The sequence below is a fragment of the Dermacoccus sp. CCH2-D9 genome (assembly GCF_001556795.1).
Taxonomy (GTDB): domain Bacteria; phylum Actinomycetota; class Actinomycetes; order Actinomycetales; family Dermatophilaceae; genus Dermacoccus; species Dermacoccus nishinomiyaensis.
In genome coordinates this window covers 1-17,725 of record NZ_LSJT01000004.1, presented here as the reverse complement: position 1 = coordinate 17,725, position 17,725 = coordinate 1, and the positions used below count along the sequence as shown (strand labels likewise).

The window sequence follows — 17,725 nt, the reverse complement described above, 5'->3', positions numbered from 1 at the left end:
CATCGTGATGTGAATCACAGTAGAGGTGAAAGGCGACTCTTGGGCGTTATTCGGCAGTTTTAGTGAGTCGGCAGGCGCGCGACGTGACGTCGGCCGCCCCGATGTTGCCCGGGAAACGGGGCGCCGATGTCGCGAAACCCGGGCAACATCGGCGCCGCCGATGGATCAGAGGATGCGGCTCGTCAGCGTCACTCCGGGGCTGACGGCCTCGAGCGCCTCGCACAGCGCGTCGCGCACCTCGGTGGCGCGCTGCTCGCCGTCACCCGGTTCGACGTCGAGGATGTCGCAGATGAAGATCGCGTTAGTCGTCTCGTCCGTCAGGCGGGTGCGATAGCACTGACGCCAGTTCCAGCGGCGGCAGGTGACGCCGGCGTCGTCACGCCAGACGACTTCGCCGGCGTCGGGGTGCTCGATCGTCTCGGCGCCCGACGACATCGTCGAGAACTCCTCGTCGCCGGTGGCGCGCGTGAGGCGCAGCGCACCGTCGTAGGCGTCGAGATCCTCACCGCCGAGGGGCGTCTGGTGACGCACGGACACCGCGTTGTAGGCATCCGTCAGCGCGTTGACGCGGGGGAGGGCGTCGGCTCGGCGCAGCAGCGCCTCCGCCGAGTTGCGTGTGCGCTGCGGTTTCGCGCCGAACGCGCGGTACGCATCGCGCCAGGCCGCGATGTGCGGCAGTTCCTCGGGAGGCGTGTGCCCGAGCACGCCGCGTACGTGCTCCTCGGCGGCGAACAGCAGCGTCTCGCTCTCCTCGTTCGACTCACCGCCGTGCAGGCCCTGCGCGACGACGAGAACGGCACGGTAATCGGGGCGCAGTTCGCGCACGGAGTCATCGATGGAAGCGGCTTCGAGCCAGGCGTCGAAAGAAGTCATGGGCCCATTCTCGCGCGGACGGCACGACGCGTGGGTGCCCCCGGGTGGGGGTGTGTCTCGAGGCGGTGGCCGCACCGGTGCTGCCGCAGCGCGCCGCTGTTTCACGAGCGTGACGCACGATCCCGCGAGCCGCGGTGATGTGTGTCACACTCAAGAGCTGATGGCGGGGCGGGCAGCGCGCCGACGAGTGACGGGGGAATTCTGCGATGGAGACACTGACGCGACGTGGCGCACTTCGACACGCCGGCCTCGCTGCGGCGACGACGGCCCTCGTGATCGAAGGGGCGCCGCAGGCTTTCGCAGCGGTTCCTGCGTCGAGGCAGGTGGTCCGTGCGGGGGCAACGTCGGTCCTCGTGCGACGGGCGACCGCGACGCTTTCCTACCGCGTCAATGTGCGCGATCAGCCCACGCTGGAACCGCGCGCCCGGATCGTCGGGACGCTGGTGAACACCACGACGCTGACAGGCTCCTACGACGCGAGCAGCCTGTGGTTCCGCATCGCCGAGGGTGCGTTCAAGGGGCGGTGGGTGACGTCCGCAGTCCTCGTCGCGACGACGGCGCGCGCGGTGAACGGCCGTCTGCCGATGTCGGCCGTCACGCGACTGCCGAGCTGGAGCGTCAACGTCAGCAACCTGCCGCACGAGCCGCGGTATCTCTCGCGCGCGGCGGCCGTCGGATATCTCGGACTGGCCGCGGCTTTCAAGGCTCGTTTCGGTGTGGCGCTGACGATCACCGAGGCCTACGCACCCTGAGCCGCCAGCAGCTGCTGTACCGCACTCTCGGCTACCCCCGCGCGGCCGTCCCCGGCACCTCGAACCACGGGTTGGGCAGCGCGATCGACTTCGGCATCGCCCGCACGAACGCGATCAACTCGCCTCTGTACTTCGGGCGTTCTCACGACGTGTGGCTGACGGCCAACTCCAAGCGCTGGGGATTCGACCGCCCCGACTACATGGATCGGCGCGGGTCCAACCCCGAGTGGTGGCACTACAACTTCGTCGGGTGACGGAGGTTGCAACCGCTGGGTGAACCGCGCCGGCCATCAGTTGCTCGACGATTACGCGTCTGCTCGAAGAATGTGCCGCACATTCGTCGTGCAGGTGCGTGATGGTCGAGCGGCTCTCGGGGCGGGTGGCGGTTGCCGTCAGTCGACACGCGTCGGCCGCCAGCACCCGTGGGGTACCGGCGGCCGAGATGATGCGTGTGAGGCTGGCCGTAATCAGCCGTGCGGCGTGAGCGTCATGTTGATCGTGTTGCCGGGGCCGGCCACCTGGCTGTTGACGAGGCTCGTCGACAGGCCGCAGTTGGCGAAGTTGGGGATGGTGAACGTGCCCGAGAGGTTGATCGGGTCGAACAAGCCACCCTGCTTGCCCGTCACGGTCAGCGTGATGGGGCTGCTCGTGCGGCAGTTCTTGCCGACGAGGTTGATGAGGCCCTTACCCGTGGCCGAGACATCCTTGATGTGGAGGTTGACCTTCTGGGTCTGCACGATCTTGTGCGTGTTCGGGTCGATCGTTCCGACGGCCTTGCCGACGGGTTCCTGCGAGATCGTCGCGATGGCGATCTGCAGCTTGCCGAGCTTCACCGGCATCTTGAAGTCCTTGAGCATGATGTCGGAGCTCAGGTCGCCCTTCTCGACGTGGAGGGTGGAGAAGGTGAAGCCGGTCGTCGTCGAGGACTGCCCGGACTTCTTGATCGTCGTCGTCGCCGACGTGTCGTAGCCGAGGTTCCAGATGGTGTCCTTCGTGTCGCTCGTCGCGGCCTGCGCGCCGGGCGCAGCCATCGTGACGGTGCCGGCCACGGCGGTGGCGACGAGGGCGATCTTGGCGGTACGGCGTGTGGTGAACATGCTCATCCTTCGATAGTCGATGTGAACCGAGTCACGACGTTAGCAAGATCATCACGGCGTCGCCACCGGTTCGAGCTGATTTCACCCACTCAACTTACTTTTTCGTAACCACGAAGGTTACTTCCGCGTATCCACGCGGGGGCAAGGGTGACGAGGAGTCCCGCGACGCACAGCACGAGCGGGACGGCGGCCGAACGGCCGAGCCACTGCGTCACGGTGGGCAGCCAGAACGGGTACAGGCCGGGCAGCACGATCGACGCCGAATAGACGCTGCCGTAACCGCGCGAACGTCGCGACTCGGGGAAGTGTTCGGCGAGGTAGGCGCCGACCGGACCGTAGGCGGAGACGGTGACGATCTGGACGGCCGCGGCGGCGATCGTCGTGGCGACGACGCTGCCCGATGACGCGGCATGCATTGCCACGAGATAGGCGGCGGGGGCGGAGATGCAGGCCAGTGCTCCGAACGCCATGAAGAAGCGTGAACGGCCCACACGCGTCGAGACGACACCCGCCGCGGCCATCGTCGGCGCACTGACGGCCGTCGCGACGAGCATGACGAGCCCGACGTCACGGGGGGAGAAGTGCGGGCGCAGCGAACTCGTCAGCGCCGAGACCCCCATCATCGTGAACAACCACAACCCCGTCATGAGGGTGAACAATGCGGCCACGACACGGCCCGTCACGCGCTCTTCCTCGTCGTCGGTCGCGTCGTGCGCGGCGGGATCGCGCTTGTCGGATTCGTGGGGAGAGTGGCTGTGACCTGCCGGCCCGGCGTGCGCCGACCTCGCGGTGAGGGCCAGGATCAACGGCAGGAGTGCGCCGACGACGAACAGCAGGCGCCACCCCCACGTGGTGTACGCGCCGCCGAGTGAGGCCGTCAGCATCATCGTGGCGGCGGCGATGGTGGCGTTCGCGAGGGGTGACATCGCCATGACGAGGCCGCTCAGGTGGCCGCGTCGTTGCGGCTCTGTGAGCGCGAGGGCGCGGGGGATGGCCGCGGAGTACTGCCCGCCGAGGAAGAATCCGGCGGCGAAGCGCAACGCCAGGAGAGCGGCCACGGCCCACGTCGAGGTGTGCAGCGGGAGCGTCACCATGAGGCCGGTGCACACGCTCAGGCCGAGCAATGCGCCGCGTGACACGCGGGCTCGTCCGCGACGATCGGCCAGGGTGCCGAGGATGAACGCGCCGAGGGGGCGGCCCAGGAGTGTCGCGGCGAAGACGAGGCCGTCGGGAATCGTCGAACTCGTCGACAGCACCCCACCGAGCGCAATGACGGGCAGGAAGATGTCGAACTGGTCGACGAAATTTCCGACGAGGGCGCTGCGGCGGGCCTCGCGCCGTTCTGGGGTGGCGGCGGCCGGCGTCAGGCGCGGCGCATCGTCGTGGGCAGGGGAAGGGGCAGGCGTCAGGGTAGCCAGGATCGAACACTCCCTACGGCGGCATGAACCGCATCAGGTTGGACGGTCGGCATGGCGATGCCCTCTCAGCCCGCGCCTCGGGCTCCCGTGTGACGGGCTCAGCATGCCACAGAGCACCCGGCTTCGGGGGCGTGTCTCGCGCCGGTCTGCGGGTCTCGTGGGGCGGTCATAGAATAGAACACGTGTTCGAACAATGGGGTACGCTGGGGTCATGTCGGACGAGGTGAACACCGGCCCTCCGGGCTGGCCGAGAGGTGTGCCGCCGCCGGGTGCACCGGGGTGGCAGGAGGCGGCGACGCAGTGGCTGCTCGATCAGTGCCCCTCGGATTTTCGGGCCTACGACGCATGGCGCCGTCACCCGGTGGCGCTCGCTTGGGTGGCGACGTGGCATGTCGACGCTCAACTCGGCGCGATGCGCGAGTCATATCGCCGCATCCGCGTCGACCTCGCTGACGAGCTGCCACCGCGCGCGGTGCCGCAGGTGATGGAGCACCTGTCCGCGGAGGGGCTGCGGTTGCGTGCCACGGCGCGCGCCGTCCGTCTCGTGCACGAGGCGATGCGCGGCAAGACGTTCGTCCCTCGGCTGTGATGCGCCGGCGTTCGGGGCGGGTGCGTGGGCGGGCCGAGTCCCGGCTTCTGATCTCCGACGGCGCTACCGGCTCCGACGGGGGCGCGACGGGAGGGTGCCCCCGCCCGCATGGCGGCTGCGCGGTCGACGACCTAGACTCAGGAGACTGCACTTTCGAAAGGCTGAGTGAGACGTGACGCTGCTGGAAACCATCTCGGGTCCGGACGATCTCAAGCGAATCCCCGCCGAGGAGCTCGACGCGCTCGCCGCCGAGATCCGTCAGTTCCTCGTCGAATCCGTCTCCAAGACGGGTGGGCATCTGGGCCCCAACCTGGGTGTCGTCGAATTGAGCATCGCGATGCACCGTGTCTTCGACTCGCCGAAGGACACGTTCGTCTTCGACACCGGCCACCAGAGCTACGTCCACAAACTGCTCACCGGCCGCCATGACTTCAGCAAGCTCAAGAAATCCGGCGGCCTGTCGGGTTACCCGAGCCGCGAGGAGTCCGAGCACGACGTCGTCGAGAACTCGCACGCCTCGACGTCGCTGAGCTGGGCCGAGGGCATCGCCAAGGCGCGCCGCCTCAAGGGTGAGAGCGACCGTCACACCGTCGCCGTCATCGGTGACGGCGCCCTGACCGGCGGCATGGCGTGGGAGGCACTCAACAACATCTCCGCCGACGCCGACCTGCCGCTCGTCATCGTCCTCAACGACAACGAGCGCTCCTATGCCCCGACGATCGGCGGGATGGCGCACCACCTCGCGACGATGCGCACGATGCACACCTACGACCAGGTGCTCGACTGGGGCAAGAACCGCCTGCAGGCGACGCCGAAGGTCGGGACGAAGATGTACGAGGCGCTGCACGGCGTGAAGCGTGGTCTCAAGGACATCGTCTACCCCGACACGGGCGTCTTCGAGAGCCTCGGCATCAAGTACCTCGGCCCGATCGACGGGCATGACGAGGCGGCTGTCGAGGCCGCGCTGCGCCGCGCTCGCGACTACGGCCGGCCGACCCTCGTGCACGTCATCACGCAGAAGGGCCGCGGCTACGAGCCCGCGTTCTCCGACGAGGCCGACCAGTGGCACGGCATCGGCAAGTTCAACCCCGAGACGGGCCTGCCGTTCGAGGTGAGTGGCCGCATCTGGACCGACGAGTTCAGCGACGAGATGGTCGCCCTCGGCGCCGAGCGCGACGACATCGTCGCCATCACGGCTGCCATGCTCATCCCCGTCGGGCTCGACGGGTTCGCGAAGAAGTACCCCGAGCGCGTGTTCGACGTCGGCATCGCCGAGCAGCACGCCGTCACGATGGCGTCCGGGTTGTCGTACGGCGGCCTGCACCCCGTCGTCGCCGTCTACGCGACGTTCCTCAACCGCGCGTTCGACCAGCTGCTCATGGACACCGCACTGCACCGTCAGGGCGTGACGTTCGTGCTCGACCGTGCCGGCGTCACCGGCTCCGACGGCGCCTCGCACAACGGCATGTGGGACATGTCGATCTGCTCGATCGTGCCCGGCCTGCACCTCGCCGCCCCGCGCGACGGCGCACAGGTGCGCGAACTGCTGCGCGAGGCCGTCGACATCGACGACGCGCCGAGCGTCATCCGCTTCCCCAAGGGCGACGTCGCCGACCCGCTCGTCGCCGAGCGACGTCTCGGTCGCCTCGACGTCATGCGTGAACCCGACGGCGGCGACGGCGTGGACGTGCTGGTCGTCGGTGTCGGGTCGATGGTCTCGACGGCACTCGGCGTCGCCGATCTGCTCACCGATCAGGGCCGTCGCGTCCAGGTCGTCGACCCGCGCTGGACCTACCCGGTGGCCGACGAACTCGTCGACCTCGCCCGCGCCGCGGGCCGGGTCGTCGTCATCGAGGACAACCTCGTCGAGGCGGGCGTCGGCAGCGCCGTCGCGCGACGCCTGCGTGAAGCCGGTGTGCGCACGCCGCTCGACACGTTCGGCATTCCCAAGGAGTTCCTCGTCCACGCCTCGCGCGGCGAGGTGCTCGCGACCGTGGGGCTGACGGCCGCCGACATCGTCGACGCTCTCGGGCGCGACGACGCAGCACTCACGCGCGCCGATGCGTACGACGGTGGTGCACACGCGCCTGACGGCGGTGCAAGCACCCGCGACGGTGACGCAGGCACGCCGGCCGCGGGACGTGATGCCGGTGCGACGGGTGATCTCGGGGACGCCATGCCGGTCGCCGCTCACGCCGACATCGACTGAGCGGTCGAACGACGTGGTGAAGTCACCCGATCTTCCTGTTCTCCCCGGCTCTGATCAGGTCGCGCCCGCGAGCGCGATCTGGAGCAGTGAGACGTGGCGCTGGGAGGCCGTGCGCTGGATGGACACGGCCCTCGCGCGGCGCGGTCTCGAACGTGTGCCGACGACGCCGTTGCAGCCGCGGGTGCGTCCCTGGTCGACGGTGCTCGTCGCCGAGACGACCGATCAAGGGCGCGTGTGGTTCAAGGCGACGAGCCCGGAGATGAGCCCCGAGGCCGCCATCCTGCGCGCGTTGCGTTCCGTCACGCCCGACGCGGTTCCGGTCGTGTGGGCCGACGACCCCGAGCGCGGCTGGCTGCTCATGCCCGATCAGGGCCCGGTGCTGCGTGACGTCCAGCGTGACGACGACGCCGTCAGCCTCATGTCGTCCGTGGTGCGACGCTACGCGCGACTGCAACGCTCGTCGACGCGGGTCCTCGATCAACTGCGCGACGCGGGCGTGCCCGACATGTCGCCGCGCGAATCTGCTCGCCGGTGGCAACGCCTTGGGCTCAAACCCGACACGACACGTGAGGTGCGCCGCGCCGCGCAGCGGCTCGACGCCGTCGGGTTGCCGCTGACCATTCAGCACGACGACCTGCACGCTGGCAACGTCTTTGCCGACGGCACCTCGGCGGGCGCTCACGACGCGCGCATCTTCGACTGGGGCGACGCGAGCGTCGGCAACCCGCTGTGCTCGCTGCTCGTCCCGCTCGAGCGCATCGGCCAGGGCCTCGACGACGACGCCGCCCGCGCAGCCCGTGAGCGCATCATGCGCGCCTACCTCAGCGTGTGGAGCGACGTCGTCTCGAGCACTGCGCTGAGCGCAGCCGTCGACGACGCCCTGCTCATCGCCCGGGTCGGGCGCGTCTTCACGTGGCAGCGCGCCCTGACGCGCGCGAGCGCCGACGAGCGGCACGCGTGGGGTGTGCACGGACGCCGGTTGATCGCCGAGATCAACCGTTCCCTCGGGCATGCGCCCGAGCCGTCGCACGACTGACGCATCGCGCTCGCGAGCCGTCAGGGCTCGGGCGTCAGCACCTCGACGCGGTTGCCGAACGCGTCGCGGCAGTGGAAGCGTTCGTAGCCGTCGAGGGTGTGGCGCTCGGCCCAGTTCACGTCGAAACCGGCGTCCTCGATGCGCGCGGCAAGGGCCCCCAGGGCAGCTGTCGATTCGACGACGAGGGCGGGGTGGGCCTTCTTGGCGGGGACGAACGGTTCGTCGATCCCGAGGTGGATCTCGGCCGCGACGGCGCCGTCGGCAGCGAACGCGCGGAACCACGCGCCGCCGCGCTGTGCGAGCACGCCGGGTTTGGCGACCTCGTCGAGGCCGAGGGCATCGCGGTAGAAACGTCGGGCGTCGTCCTCGCGACCCTCGGGCATCGAGACCTGGACATGATGCAACGTGAGCATGAGGCGCCTTCCGGTGAAAGTATCTTGACGTCAAGATACTTTCACCGGATACCCGCCGCGTCAACGATTCTCGACGGTCGCGGCTCAGCGATCGCGCCTCGCCACTTCGGCGCGCTCCCAACCACGTGCGTCCAGCACACCGCACCTGGCCTCTGCACGGTCACGCCATCAAAGACGAGGTCCGCGCTGCAGGCTGCCGAAACCAGGCGATCGCCCATCGAGCCGCTCTGCTCAGACCCATTCACCCCGTTCGACGAGGATGTCCTTAAGCACGTCGGCGCGGTCGGTGATGAGGCCGTCGACGCCGAGGTCGAGCAGACGCTCCATGTCGGCGCGTTCGTTGACCGTCCACACGTGGACGTCGAGCCCGGCGCCGTGCAGGGCGCGCAGGAGTCTCGGCGTCAGCACGCGCAGGCGGCCCTGACGTTCGGGGATCTGCACGGCGTCGATGCCGTGCGCGAGGCGCGCGACGAGGGGCGAACCGAGCACCGGCAGGTGCGCCGCGAGCCACAGCGCGATGGTGCGCGACTGCCCTGGCGATGAACGGACCGGTCGCGTCAGGCCGGCGAGGACGGCTCGGCGCCGCGCGTCGGAGAAGGAGGCGATGCGGACGCGATCGTGCGCGCCGCACCGTTCGATGCACTCGATGAGCGGTGTGACCGCGCCGGCCGATTTCACGTCGATGTTGACGCACACCTGCGGCAGTTGCGTCAGCAATTCCGCGAGTCGCGGGATCGGCTCGTGCCCGGCGATGCGCGCCCGTGCGACCACCTCCCATGGCAGGTGCGCGATCGCGCCGGCCCCGTCGCTCGTGCGGTCGAGGGTCGTGTCGTGGAAGGCGACGAGCACCCCGTCGACGGTGGCGTGCACGTCGGTCTCGACCCACCGGTAGCCGAGCTCGGCGGCCGCGCGGAACGCCGCCATCGAGTTCTCCAGCGCATGCGAGGTGCCACCGGAGAAACCGCGGTGGGCCAGGGCGACGGGCCCCGACGCGAGATGCGAGGTTGCCTTGGTCATGAGCAGCGGTCCTCACGTGCGACGGGAGACGAAACGGGTTCCCGCATCGTGCCACAGTCGGGCGTCCGGGGCGCTCATTCGGCATCGCGGGCATCAGCAGTGTTCGGTCGACAGGCGGCATCGTCCAGCACGCACGGTCGCGGCAGACCACCGCGGACCGAACTCGATCGCGAGCAGATCCGACCGGGTACCGGCCAGTAACAACTTGAGATGTGGCCTGCGATCCGGAAGAGTCGTGACTTCCGACCGCACGATGGACACCAGGGAGGACATCGCATGCAAGACGAAGAACCGAAGGCCGACGGCCCGCCGGGCGCCACCCCGGCAACGGCGATCACCGACGACAGCGCTGCGCCGGAGACGGAGGCCGCAACCCCGCAGACACCCGAGGAAGCGGCGCGCCACGAGGGCGAGTCGTCGGACCCGCTGCCCTCCGATCTGTCTGACGCCGCGCAGATCGCCGAGGACGACGACGACGAGGTCATCGCAGAGAAGTTGCGACGCCAGGGCGTGCGCCTCGGCAAGGGCGGAGTTGCGCCACGCGTCTTCTGGCCGGCACTCATCGTCATCCTCGCGGTGGCCGTGCTCGGCGTCGCCTTCCCCGACGGCACCGGTGAGGTGCTGACGAACATGCAGTCGTGGATCGTCACGAACTTCGGCTGGTACTACATGCTCGTCATCGGCGGGTTCATCGCCTTCGCCGCCTTCATGGGTCTCAGCCGCTACGGCTCGATCAAGCTCGGCAACGACGACGAGAAGCCCGAGTTCGGGGTCTTCTCCTGGTTCGCGATGCTGTTCGCCGCGGGCATGGGCATCGGCCTGGTCTTCTACGGCGTCGGTGAGCCACTCACCTACGCGACGACGATGCCGAAGCCCGGCTGGCCCGAAGGCGAGGCCGAGCGTTCACAGCTCGCGATGGCGCAGACCTTCGTCCACTGGGGTCTGCACCCGTGGGCGATCTACGCCGTCATCGGGCTGGCCCTCGCGTACGCGATCCACCGTCGCGGCCGCCCCATCTCGATCCGGTGGGCTCTCGAGCCGATCCTGGGCGAGCGCGTCAAGGGTTGGATGGGCGACCTCGTCGACATCCTGGCCATCTTCGGCACCGTGTTCGGTGTCGCGACGTCGCTGGGTCTCGGCGTGCAGCAGATCGCCTCCGGTCTGAAGTCCATCGGCATCCTCGACAGCACGGACAACACGATCCTCGTCATCCTCATCGTGTGCATCACGTTCCTGTCGACGCTGTCGTGTGTCTCCGGCCTCGGCAAGGGGATCAAGTGGCTGTCGAACATCAACCTCAGCCTCGCCGGTCTGCTGCTCATCTCGGTGCTGCTGCTCGGCCCGACGCTGTTCCTGTTCCAGAACCTCACCGAGGCGCTCGGCGTCTACCTCGCCAACGTGCTCGGCATGACCTTCGACGTCGGTGCCTACACGGGGGAGAAGGGCGCTGACTGGAACTCTGCGTGGACGATCTTCTACTGGGGCTGGTGGATCAGCTGGGCGCCGTTCGTCGGCGTCTTCATCGCCCGCATCTCCCGCGGGCGCACGATCCGCGAGTTCATCGCCGGCACGCTTCTCGTGCCCACGCTCGTCGGGTTCGTCTGGTTCGCCGTCATGGGCGGCGCCGGCATCCACCGTCAGCTCTTCGGTGACGGCGGTCTCGTCGACAAGACCGACGGTGTCGTCGCGGAGAAGGTGCTGTTCACGGTGCTGCAGGACATGCCGCTCGGGCAGGTGCTGTCCGTCATCGCGATCCTGCTCGTCGCCGTCTTCTTCATCACCTCCTCCGACTCGGGTTCACTCGTCGTCGACATGCTCGCCTCCGGTGGTCACCCCAACCCGCCGACGTGGTCGCGTGTGCTGTGGGCCCTCATGGAAGGTGCCATCGCCATCGGCCTGCTCCTCGCCGGCGGGCTCAAGGCGCTGCAGGCGGCGTCTCTCGCGACGGCATTGCCGTTCAGCGTCGTGCTCGTGCTCATGTGCGTCGCGACGTTCAAGGCGGTGCGCTACGACTACCGCCGTCGTGAGGAGAAGGAGTTCCTCGGTCGCGTCGAGTACGTGCGTCAGGAGTTGCAGTCGAACTTCGACGAGCACTTCGGCCGCCAGGTCGACCACCGCGTCGACAACCGCATCGACTACCGCATCAGTCGCACGACGGGCCCGTGGGGCGGCGGCAAGCACGCCAAGGACGACGGGCGCTCCTGAGCAGCGCGCCGTTCGCCCGAGGCCCCCGTGGAGTTCACCTCCACGGGGGCCTCGCGCCGTTCAGCCCCGCAATCATTCACCCGTTCAATCGGCGAGTGAGGGCCTGCGCGCTCGCTCGACACGCCGCGACGAACCGATCGTGTCGCTCGGCCGGATCCTCACCGTGGCGCGCGAGACGCCCCTCGTCCCACGTCACCGCGAGGCTCGCGGCCGGTAGCTCGTTGTGGTCGAGCACCGCGCACCCCACGGACGCGAAGCCCTCCGTCACCGAGCCGTTCTCCCAGGCATGGCCGCGTTGGCGCACCTGCGTGAGTTGTGAGCGCAGCTCCTTGAGCGTCCCCGGCGCATTGCCGCTCTCACGGCGTCGGACGAGGTCGTCGCTGCGCGGAAACAGCGCACGCACCTGCGCAGCGGGCAGGGCCGCGAGAATCGCAAGGCCACTCGCCGTCACGGTCGCGGGCAGCCGCACGCCGACGTCGGTGACGAGTGGCGGCACCCCGAGCGGTCGCTCCTCGAGCACGTACACGACGTCGCGCCCGTGCAGGACGGCGAGGTGCGCGCAGGCCCCCGTCCGCTCCGCGAGGTCGGTGACGATGCTCTGCGCCGCGCGCTGCAGCGGCGCCTGACGCCGGTAGGCCGAGCCAAGCTCGTGCGCGGCTGGCCCCAACCCCCAGCGTCGTGTCCCCTCGTCGTGCGTGACGAACCCTGCGGCGCGCAGCACGCCGAGCAACTTGTAGACGGACGAGCGGGGCAGGTCGAGCTCACGGGCGAGAGCCGCCGCCGGTGCGGGCGAGGGGCGCGCGGCGATGCGCTGCAAGAGCGCGAGGACGTGCTCGGCGGCGGGGACGGACGACGACATGCGCCCAGTGTCTCGTATCCGAGACAAAAAGCGCGTCCTGGGTCACGCACGAGTGTGGTCACGGGCGAAGGTGGTGTCATGACGAACGCCTCGATGCCTCAGCACCACCACGACCCCGCCGCGACGCCCGGCGCCGGCGTCACGCCCCCTGACATGAGCGCTGCCTGCGAGGTCGAGGTCGGCATCGGCGCCCTCAGCATCGACGACGTCGTCGCCGTCGCCCGCCATGACGCGCGCATCGTGCTCAGCGAGGCGAGTCGCGCGGAGGTCGCGAAGAGCCGCGCGATCATCGACGCCCTCGCCAACGACCCGGTGCCGCACTACGGCATCTCGACCGGTTTCGGTGCGCTCGCGACGCAGCACATCCCGCTCGAGAAGCGTCAGCAGCTGCAGCGCAGCCTCGTCGCCTCGCACGCCGCGGGCAGCGGTGAACCGGTCGAGTGCGAGGTCGTGCGCGCGCTCATGCTCCTGCGCATCTCGACGCTCGCGACCGGGCGCACCGGCATCCGTCCCGAGACGCTCGACGCGTATGTCGCGATGCTCAACGCCGGCATCACCCCGGTCGTGCGCGAGTACGGCTCGCTCGGTTGCTCCGGCGACCTCGCGCCGCTCGCGCACTGCGCGCTCGCGCTCATGGGCGAGGGCGAGGTCGTCGACGCCGCCGGCCACCTGACGAACGCCGAGAACGCGCTGCGCGCCGCCGGCATCGAGCCCGTCCAGCTGCAGGAGAAGGAGGGCCTGGCGCTCATCAACGGCACCGACGGCATGCTTGGCATGCTGTGCCTCGCCATCGCCGATCTACGCATGCTCTTGACGAGCGCCGACGTCGCCGCCGGCCTCAGCGTCGAGGGCCTGCTCGGCTCGGACGCCGTCTTCGCCGACGACCTGCAGCAGCTGCGCCCACACCCCGGCCAGGCGCTCTCGGCGGCGAACCTGCGCAAGGTGCTCGCGGGCAGCGGCATCCGCGAATCCCACCGTGAACCGGGCGCCTGCACCCGCGTGCAGGACGCCTATTCGCTGCGCTGCTCGCCGCAGGTCATCGGCGCGGCCCGCGACACCCTCGAGCACGCGACGACCGTCGCGAACCGTGAGCTCGCGGCCGCCGTCGACAACCCCGTCGTGACGCTCGACGGCCGCGTCGAGTCGAACGGCAACTTCCACGGAGCACCCGTCGCGTACGTCCTCGACTTCCTCGCCATCGTCATCGCCGACGTCGCGTCGATGAGTGAGCGCCGCACCGACCGCTTCCTCGACGTCGCCCGCAACCACGGCCTGCCGCCGTTCCTCGCCGACGACCCGGGCACCGACTCGGGCCTCATGATCGCGCAGTACACGGCCGCGGGCATCGTCAGCGAACTCAAGCGGCTCGCGAGCCCCGCGAGCGTCGACTCGATCCCGAGCAGCGCGATGCAGGAGGATCACGTCTCGATGGGCTGGGCCGGCGCCCGCAAGCTGCGTCGGGCCGTCGACGGTCTCGCCCGCGTCCTCGCCATCGAGACGCTGACGGCGACGCGCGGCATCCAGCTGCGCGCACCGCTGACGCCCGGGCCGGTCGCGGCCGCCGTCATCGCCGCGCTGACGGACGAGGCTGGCCAGACCGCCGGCATGCCGGGGCGCGATCGCTACCTCTCGCCGGAGATCGAACGCGCCGTCGCACTCGTCAAGAGTGGCGCCGTCCGTGACGCCGCCGCCCGAGCCGCGGGCTCGCTCGACTGACACGTCCGGGACGGTTTTTTTCGCGCACACCAGCGGGCGATCGTCCCTCCACCCTCCGCATCGACCCACCCGCAGTTCCGCCGAATCAGACCGAGGAGCACCCATGGAAGGCGCCCGCCCCGTCCGCGCACCCCGCGGCACCCAGTTGAACGCTCGCAGCTGGGCCACCGAGGCCCCCTTGCGCATGCTCATGAACAACCTCGACCCGGAGGTCGCCGAGCGCCCCGACGACCTCGTCGTCTACGGCGGCACCGGCCGCGCCGCACGTGACTGGCGCAGCTTCGACGCGATGGTGCGCACACTCGAGACGTTGAAGGCCGACGAGACGATGCTCGTGCAATCGGGCCGGCCCGTCGGCGTCATGCAGACGCACGAGTGGGCGCCGCGCGTGCTCATCGCGAACTCGAACCTCGTCGGCGACTGGGCGACGTGGCCCGAGTTCCGCCGCCTCGAGCAGATGGGTCTCACGATGTACGGCCAGATGACGGCCGGGTCGTGGATCTACATCGGCACCCAGGGCATCCTGCAGGGCACGTACGAGTGTTTCGCGGCGATCGCCGAGCGCACGTTCGGTGGCACCCTCGCGGGCACGCTGACGCTCACCGGCGGCTGCGGTGGCATGGGCGGCGCCCAGCCCCTTGCCGTCACGCTGAACGGTGGCACGTGCCTCATCGTCGACGTCGACCCGGCGCGTCTGCACCGCCGCGTCGAGCACGGCTATCTCGACGAGATCGCCGACGATCTGGACGACGCCATCGACCGCGCCGTCGCTGCGAAGAACGCGAAGAAGGCCGTGTCGATCGGCGTCGTCGGCAACGCCGCCGAGGTCTTCCCGGAGCTGTTGCGCCGCGACGTGCCCATCGACATCGTCACCGACCAGACGAGCGCGCACGACCCGCTGAGCTACCTGCCGATCGGCATCGACGTCGCCGACTGGTTCGAGTACGCCGCGAAGAAGCCCGAGGAGTTCACCGAGCGAGCGCAGGAGTCGATGGCGCGTCACGTGGAGGCGATGGTCGGTTTCCAGGACAAGGGCGTCGAGGTGTTCGACTACGGCAACTCGATCCGCGACGAGGCACGCCAGGGCGGTTACGACCGCGCGTTCGAGTTCGAGGGCTTCGTGCCGAAGTACATCCGCCCGCTGTTCTGCGAGGGCAAGGGCCCGTTCCGCTGGGTGGCGCTCTCGGGCGACCCGAAGGACATCTACGCGACGGACGAGGCGGTGCTCGACCTGTTCCCGGACAACGAGCGCCTGCACCGCTGGATCAAGGGCGCCCGCGAGAAGGTGCACTTCGAGGGTCTGCCGGCGCGCATCTGCTGGCTTGGCTACGGCGAACGCGACAAGGCCGGCCTGCGCTTCAACGACATGGTTGCGAACGGCGAGGTGAGCGCCCCCATCGTCATCGGGCGCGACCACCTCGACTGCGGCTCTGTCGCCTCGCCCTACCGCGAGACGGAGGCCATGCAGGATGGCTCCGACGCCATCGCCGACTGGCCGCTGCTCAACGCCCTCGTCAACACGGCGAGCGGCGCGAGCTGGGTCTCGCTGCACCACGGCGGCGGTGTCGGCATCGGACGCTCGATGCACGCGGGGCAGGTCTCCGTCGCGGACGGCACGCCGCTGGCCGCGCAGAAGCTCGCGCGCGTGTTGACGAACGACCCCGGCATGGGTGTCATCCGCCATGTCGACGCAGGCTACGACATCGCCGAGAACGTTGCCGCCGAGCGCGGCGTCCGCATCCCGATGAGCGAGGGCTGAGCGGGACGACGTCGGACGCGGGGGCGTGGCGTGCTCGGCATGCCCCGCCCCGCTTCCGAGCCGGACATGTCCGATGACGACGAGGACCCGGAGGGTTTCGATGACCGAGCGCACGTTCGAGGGCCTGTGGGCCGACCTCGCCCCGGTGGGGCGCGACAAGCACAGTGGCGGATACCGCCGATTCGCCTGGAGCCGTGAGGATTCCACGCTCCGCGAATGGTTCGACGGGGAGTGTGAAGCGCTCGGTCTCGACGTCGTCGAGGACCGCGCAGGCAACCAGTGGGCGTGGTGGGGCGAGCCGGATCGGACGCCTGGCGTCGCCACCGGATCGCACCTTGACTCGGTGCCCGACGGTGGGGCGTTCGACGGACCCCTGGGCGTCGTCTCGTCGTTGCTCGCGGTGCGCCGACTCAAGGAGTCGGGGTTCGCGCCCGCGCGCCCGATCGGTGTCGTCAACTTCGTCGACGAGGAGGGCGCGCGCTTCGGCGTCGCCTGCGCGGGCTCGCGCCTCATCACCGGAGCGCTGACGGTCGAGCGCGCCCTCGGCCTGCGCGACACCGACGGTGTCACGATGGCACAGGCGTGGGAGCGCGCGGGGCGTGAGCCGTCGGATCTCGGGCGGGACGACGCGGCCCTCGCGCGCCTCGCGTGCTTCGTCGAGGTGCACGTCGAACAGGGGCGGGCACTGATCGACCTGCCCCGTGACGCAGCGGGCGATCCGTTCGGCGCCGCCGTCGCGGTCGGCACCGACATCTGGCCGCACGGACGGTTTCGCGCCGACCTGACCGGGCGCGCCGACCACGCCGGGACGACGGCGCTCGGCGACCGCGACGACGCCCTGGTCAAGGCCGCCCGGTTCATCGAGCAGGTGCGGGCGGCGGCCACCTCGCGTGACGACGGTGCCGTGCGCCGCGTCGTCGCGACCGTCGGAAAGCTCGACGTCACGCCCGGCGGCATCAACGCCATCGCCTCCCACGTGACGGCGTGGGTCGACGCCCGCGGCGTCCGCGAGGACGACGTGCGCGCAGCGATCGACGAGATCGCAGGTCGCGCAGCGGAACTCGGTGGCGAATGGCGGGAGGAGTCATGGACGCCGACGACCCCGTTCGACGCCGACCTCGTCGCGCGCGTGCACCGCACGCTCGGTGAGGGTGTGCCGATGCTCGGCACCGGCGCCGGCCACGACGCCGGCATCCTCGCCAACCACGGCATCCCCAGCGTCATGTTGTTCGTGCGCAACCCGACGGGCACGTCGCACTCGCCCGAGGAGTTCGCGCAGACCGACGACTGCCTGCGCGGCGTCGACGCACTCGTCCGCGTGCTCGAGGATCTCGCGTCATGACCATCTACCACGTGCCGTTCGCGCACCTTCGCGACGGCCTCGCGCGCGATGTCCGACTCGTCGAGGAGGACGGGCGATGGGTCGAGGTGACGGCGAATGCGTCACCGAGAGATGGGCTGTCGGGTGGATCGACGGCTGGCGGTCCGAGTGGCGGGACGCCGAGTGGCGTGTCCTCTGACGACGCATCCTCGGACGACGTGATCAGGCTCGACGGGGTCGCACTGCCCGGTTTCGCGAACTGCCACAGCCATGCGTTCCACCGCGCATTGCGCGGGCGCACGCATGACGACGGTGGCACGTTCTGGATGTGGCGTGAACGTATGTACCGCGTTGCGGCGCAGCTCGATCCGTCGACATACCTCGCACTGGCGCGCGCCGTGTACGCCGAGATGGCGCTGGCCGGCGTCACGGCGGTGGGGGAGTTCCACTACGTCCACCAC

16 protein-coding genes and 1 riboswitch are annotated in these 17,725 nt (G+C 69.7%); of the genes, 10 read left to right on the top strand and 6 right to left on the bottom strand.

Going from position 1 to position 17,725, the window contains the following annotated elements; genetic code table 11:
• Nucleotides 1-165: 165 nt before the first annotated feature.
• Nucleotides 166-873, bottom strand: coding sequence for a B3/4 domain-containing protein (locus tag AX669_RS00280; RefSeq protein WP_062255854.1), 708 nt, complete (start codon nt 871-873; stop codon nt 166-168).
• A 443-nt stretch (nt 874-1,316) separates the two neighbouring features.
• Between AX669_RS00280 and AX669_RS13495 the strand changes: the two genes are divergently transcribed.
• Both AX669_RS13495 and AX669_RS14025 read left to right on the top strand, forming a co-directional pair.
• Nucleotides 1,317-1,625, top strand: a complete 309-nt coding sequence (locus AX669_RS13495; RefSeq protein ID WP_197418810.1) for a hypothetical protein — start codon at nt 1,317-1,319, stop codon at nt 1,623-1,625.
• On the top strand, nt 1,550-1,879 hold the full coding sequence (locus AX669_RS14025; protein WP_255356498.1) for a M15 family metallopeptidase: 330 nt from the start codon (nt 1,550-1,552) through the stop codon (nt 1,877-1,879). The genes AX669_RS13495 and AX669_RS14025 overlap by 76 nt, the downstream gene beginning before the upstream one ends.
• A gap of 213 nt (nt 1,880-2,092) precedes the next feature.
• Here AX669_RS14025 and AX669_RS00265 read toward each other — a convergent pair whose 3' ends face one another.
• Together AX669_RS00265 and AX669_RS12835 are read right to left on the bottom strand one after the other, a co-directional pair.
• Nucleotides 2,093-2,722, bottom strand: a complete 630-nt coding sequence (locus tag AX669_RS00265; RefSeq protein ID WP_156444875.1) for a hypothetical protein — start codon at nt 2,720-2,722, stop codon at nt 2,093-2,095.
• An 89-nt stretch (nt 2,723-2,811) separates the two neighbouring features.
• Complete coding sequence (locus AX669_RS12835; RefSeq protein WP_369815045.1) at nt 2,812-4,089, bottom strand: MFS transporter; 1,278 nt, start codon at nt 4,087-4,089, stop codon at nt 2,812-2,814.
• 44 nt (nt 4,090-4,133) lie between these two features.
• Nucleotides 4,134-4,239, bottom strand: a riboswitch (TPP riboswitch).
• 112 nt (nt 4,240-4,351) lie between these two features.
• Between AX669_RS12835 and AX669_RS00260 the strand changes: the two genes are divergently transcribed.
• The 3 genes from AX669_RS00260 (at nt 4,352) to AX669_RS00250 (ending at nt 7,974) form a co-directional block, all read left to right on the top strand.
• Nucleotides 4,352-4,729, top strand: a complete 378-nt coding sequence (locus tag AX669_RS00260; protein WP_074039193.1) for a hypothetical protein — start codon at nt 4,352-4,354, stop codon at nt 4,727-4,729.
• Between the two features lie 172 nt (nt 4,730-4,901).
• Nucleotides 4,902-6,938, top strand: a complete 2,037-nt coding sequence (gene dxs, locus AX669_RS00255) for a 1-deoxy-D-xylulose-5-phosphate synthase (protein ID WP_062255847.1) — start codon at nt 4,902-4,904, stop codon at nt 6,936-6,938.
• A 13-nt stretch (nt 6,939-6,951) separates the two neighbouring features.
• Nucleotides 6,952-7,974 (top strand): phosphotransferase family protein, encoded by a 1,023-nt coding sequence (locus AX669_RS00250; RefSeq protein ID WP_062255845.1) that lies wholly within the window; start codon nt 6,952-6,954, stop codon nt 7,972-7,974.
• A gap of 20 nt (nt 7,975-7,994) precedes the next feature.
• Here AX669_RS00250 and AX669_RS00245 read toward each other — a convergent pair whose 3' ends face one another.
• Together AX669_RS00245 and AX669_RS00240 are read right to left on the bottom strand one after the other, a co-directional pair.
• Complete coding sequence (locus tag AX669_RS00245) at nt 7,995-8,387, bottom strand: VOC family protein (protein ID WP_062255843.1); 393 nt, start codon at nt 8,385-8,387, stop codon at nt 7,995-7,997.
• A 231-nt stretch (nt 8,388-8,618) separates the two neighbouring features.
• Nucleotides 8,619-9,404: a glycerophosphodiester phosphodiesterase gene (locus AX669_RS00240; RefSeq protein ID WP_062255841.1), complete on the bottom strand. Its 786-nt coding sequence runs from the start codon at nt 9,402-9,404 to the stop codon at nt 8,619-8,621.
• Nucleotides 9,405-9,680: 276 nt separating this feature from the next.
• On the opposite strand from AX669_RS00240, the gene AX669_RS00235 reads away from it, so the two are divergent.
• Nucleotides 9,681-11,609: a BCCT family transporter gene (locus AX669_RS00235; protein ID WP_006945296.1), complete on the top strand. Its 1,929-nt coding sequence runs from the start codon at nt 9,681-9,683 to the stop codon at nt 11,607-11,609.
• 76 nt (nt 11,610-11,685) lie between these two features.
• On the opposite strand, the gene AX669_RS00230 is transcribed toward AX669_RS00235, so the two are convergent.
• A complete protein-coding gene (locus tag AX669_RS00230; protein WP_038567879.1) occupies nt 11,686-12,468 on the bottom strand; it encodes an IclR family transcriptional regulator in 783 nt (260 codons plus the stop codon).
• 153 nt (nt 12,469-12,621) lie between these two features.
• Here AX669_RS00230 and hutH point away from each other — a divergent pair, with 153 nt between their 5' ends.
• The 4 genes from hutH to AX669_RS00210 all read left to right on the top strand — a co-directional run.
• Nucleotides 12,622-14,184, top strand: a complete 1,563-nt coding sequence (gene hutH / locus AX669_RS00225; protein WP_062255909.1) for a histidine ammonia-lyase — start codon at nt 12,622-12,624, stop codon at nt 14,182-14,184.
• Between the two features lie 103 nt (nt 14,185-14,287).
• On the top strand, nt 14,288-15,943 hold the full coding sequence (gene hutU / locus AX669_RS00220) for a urocanate hydratase (protein ID WP_062255839.1): 1,656 nt from the start codon (nt 14,288-14,290) through the stop codon (nt 15,941-15,943).
• Between the two features lie 100 nt (nt 15,944-16,043).
• The gene (locus tag AX669_RS00215) at nt 16,044-17,285 is read left to right on the top strand and encodes an allantoate amidohydrolase (protein ID WP_062255837.1); all 1,242 of its coding nucleotides are present in this window, start codon (nt 16,044-16,046) and stop codon (nt 17,283-17,285) included.
• Nucleotides 17,282-17,725, top strand: a 444-nt coding sequence (locus AX669_RS00210) for an amidohydrolase family protein (RefSeq protein WP_156444874.1), incomplete at its 3' end; no start/stop codon positions are given. The genes AX669_RS00215 and AX669_RS00210, both read left to right, overlap by 4 nt.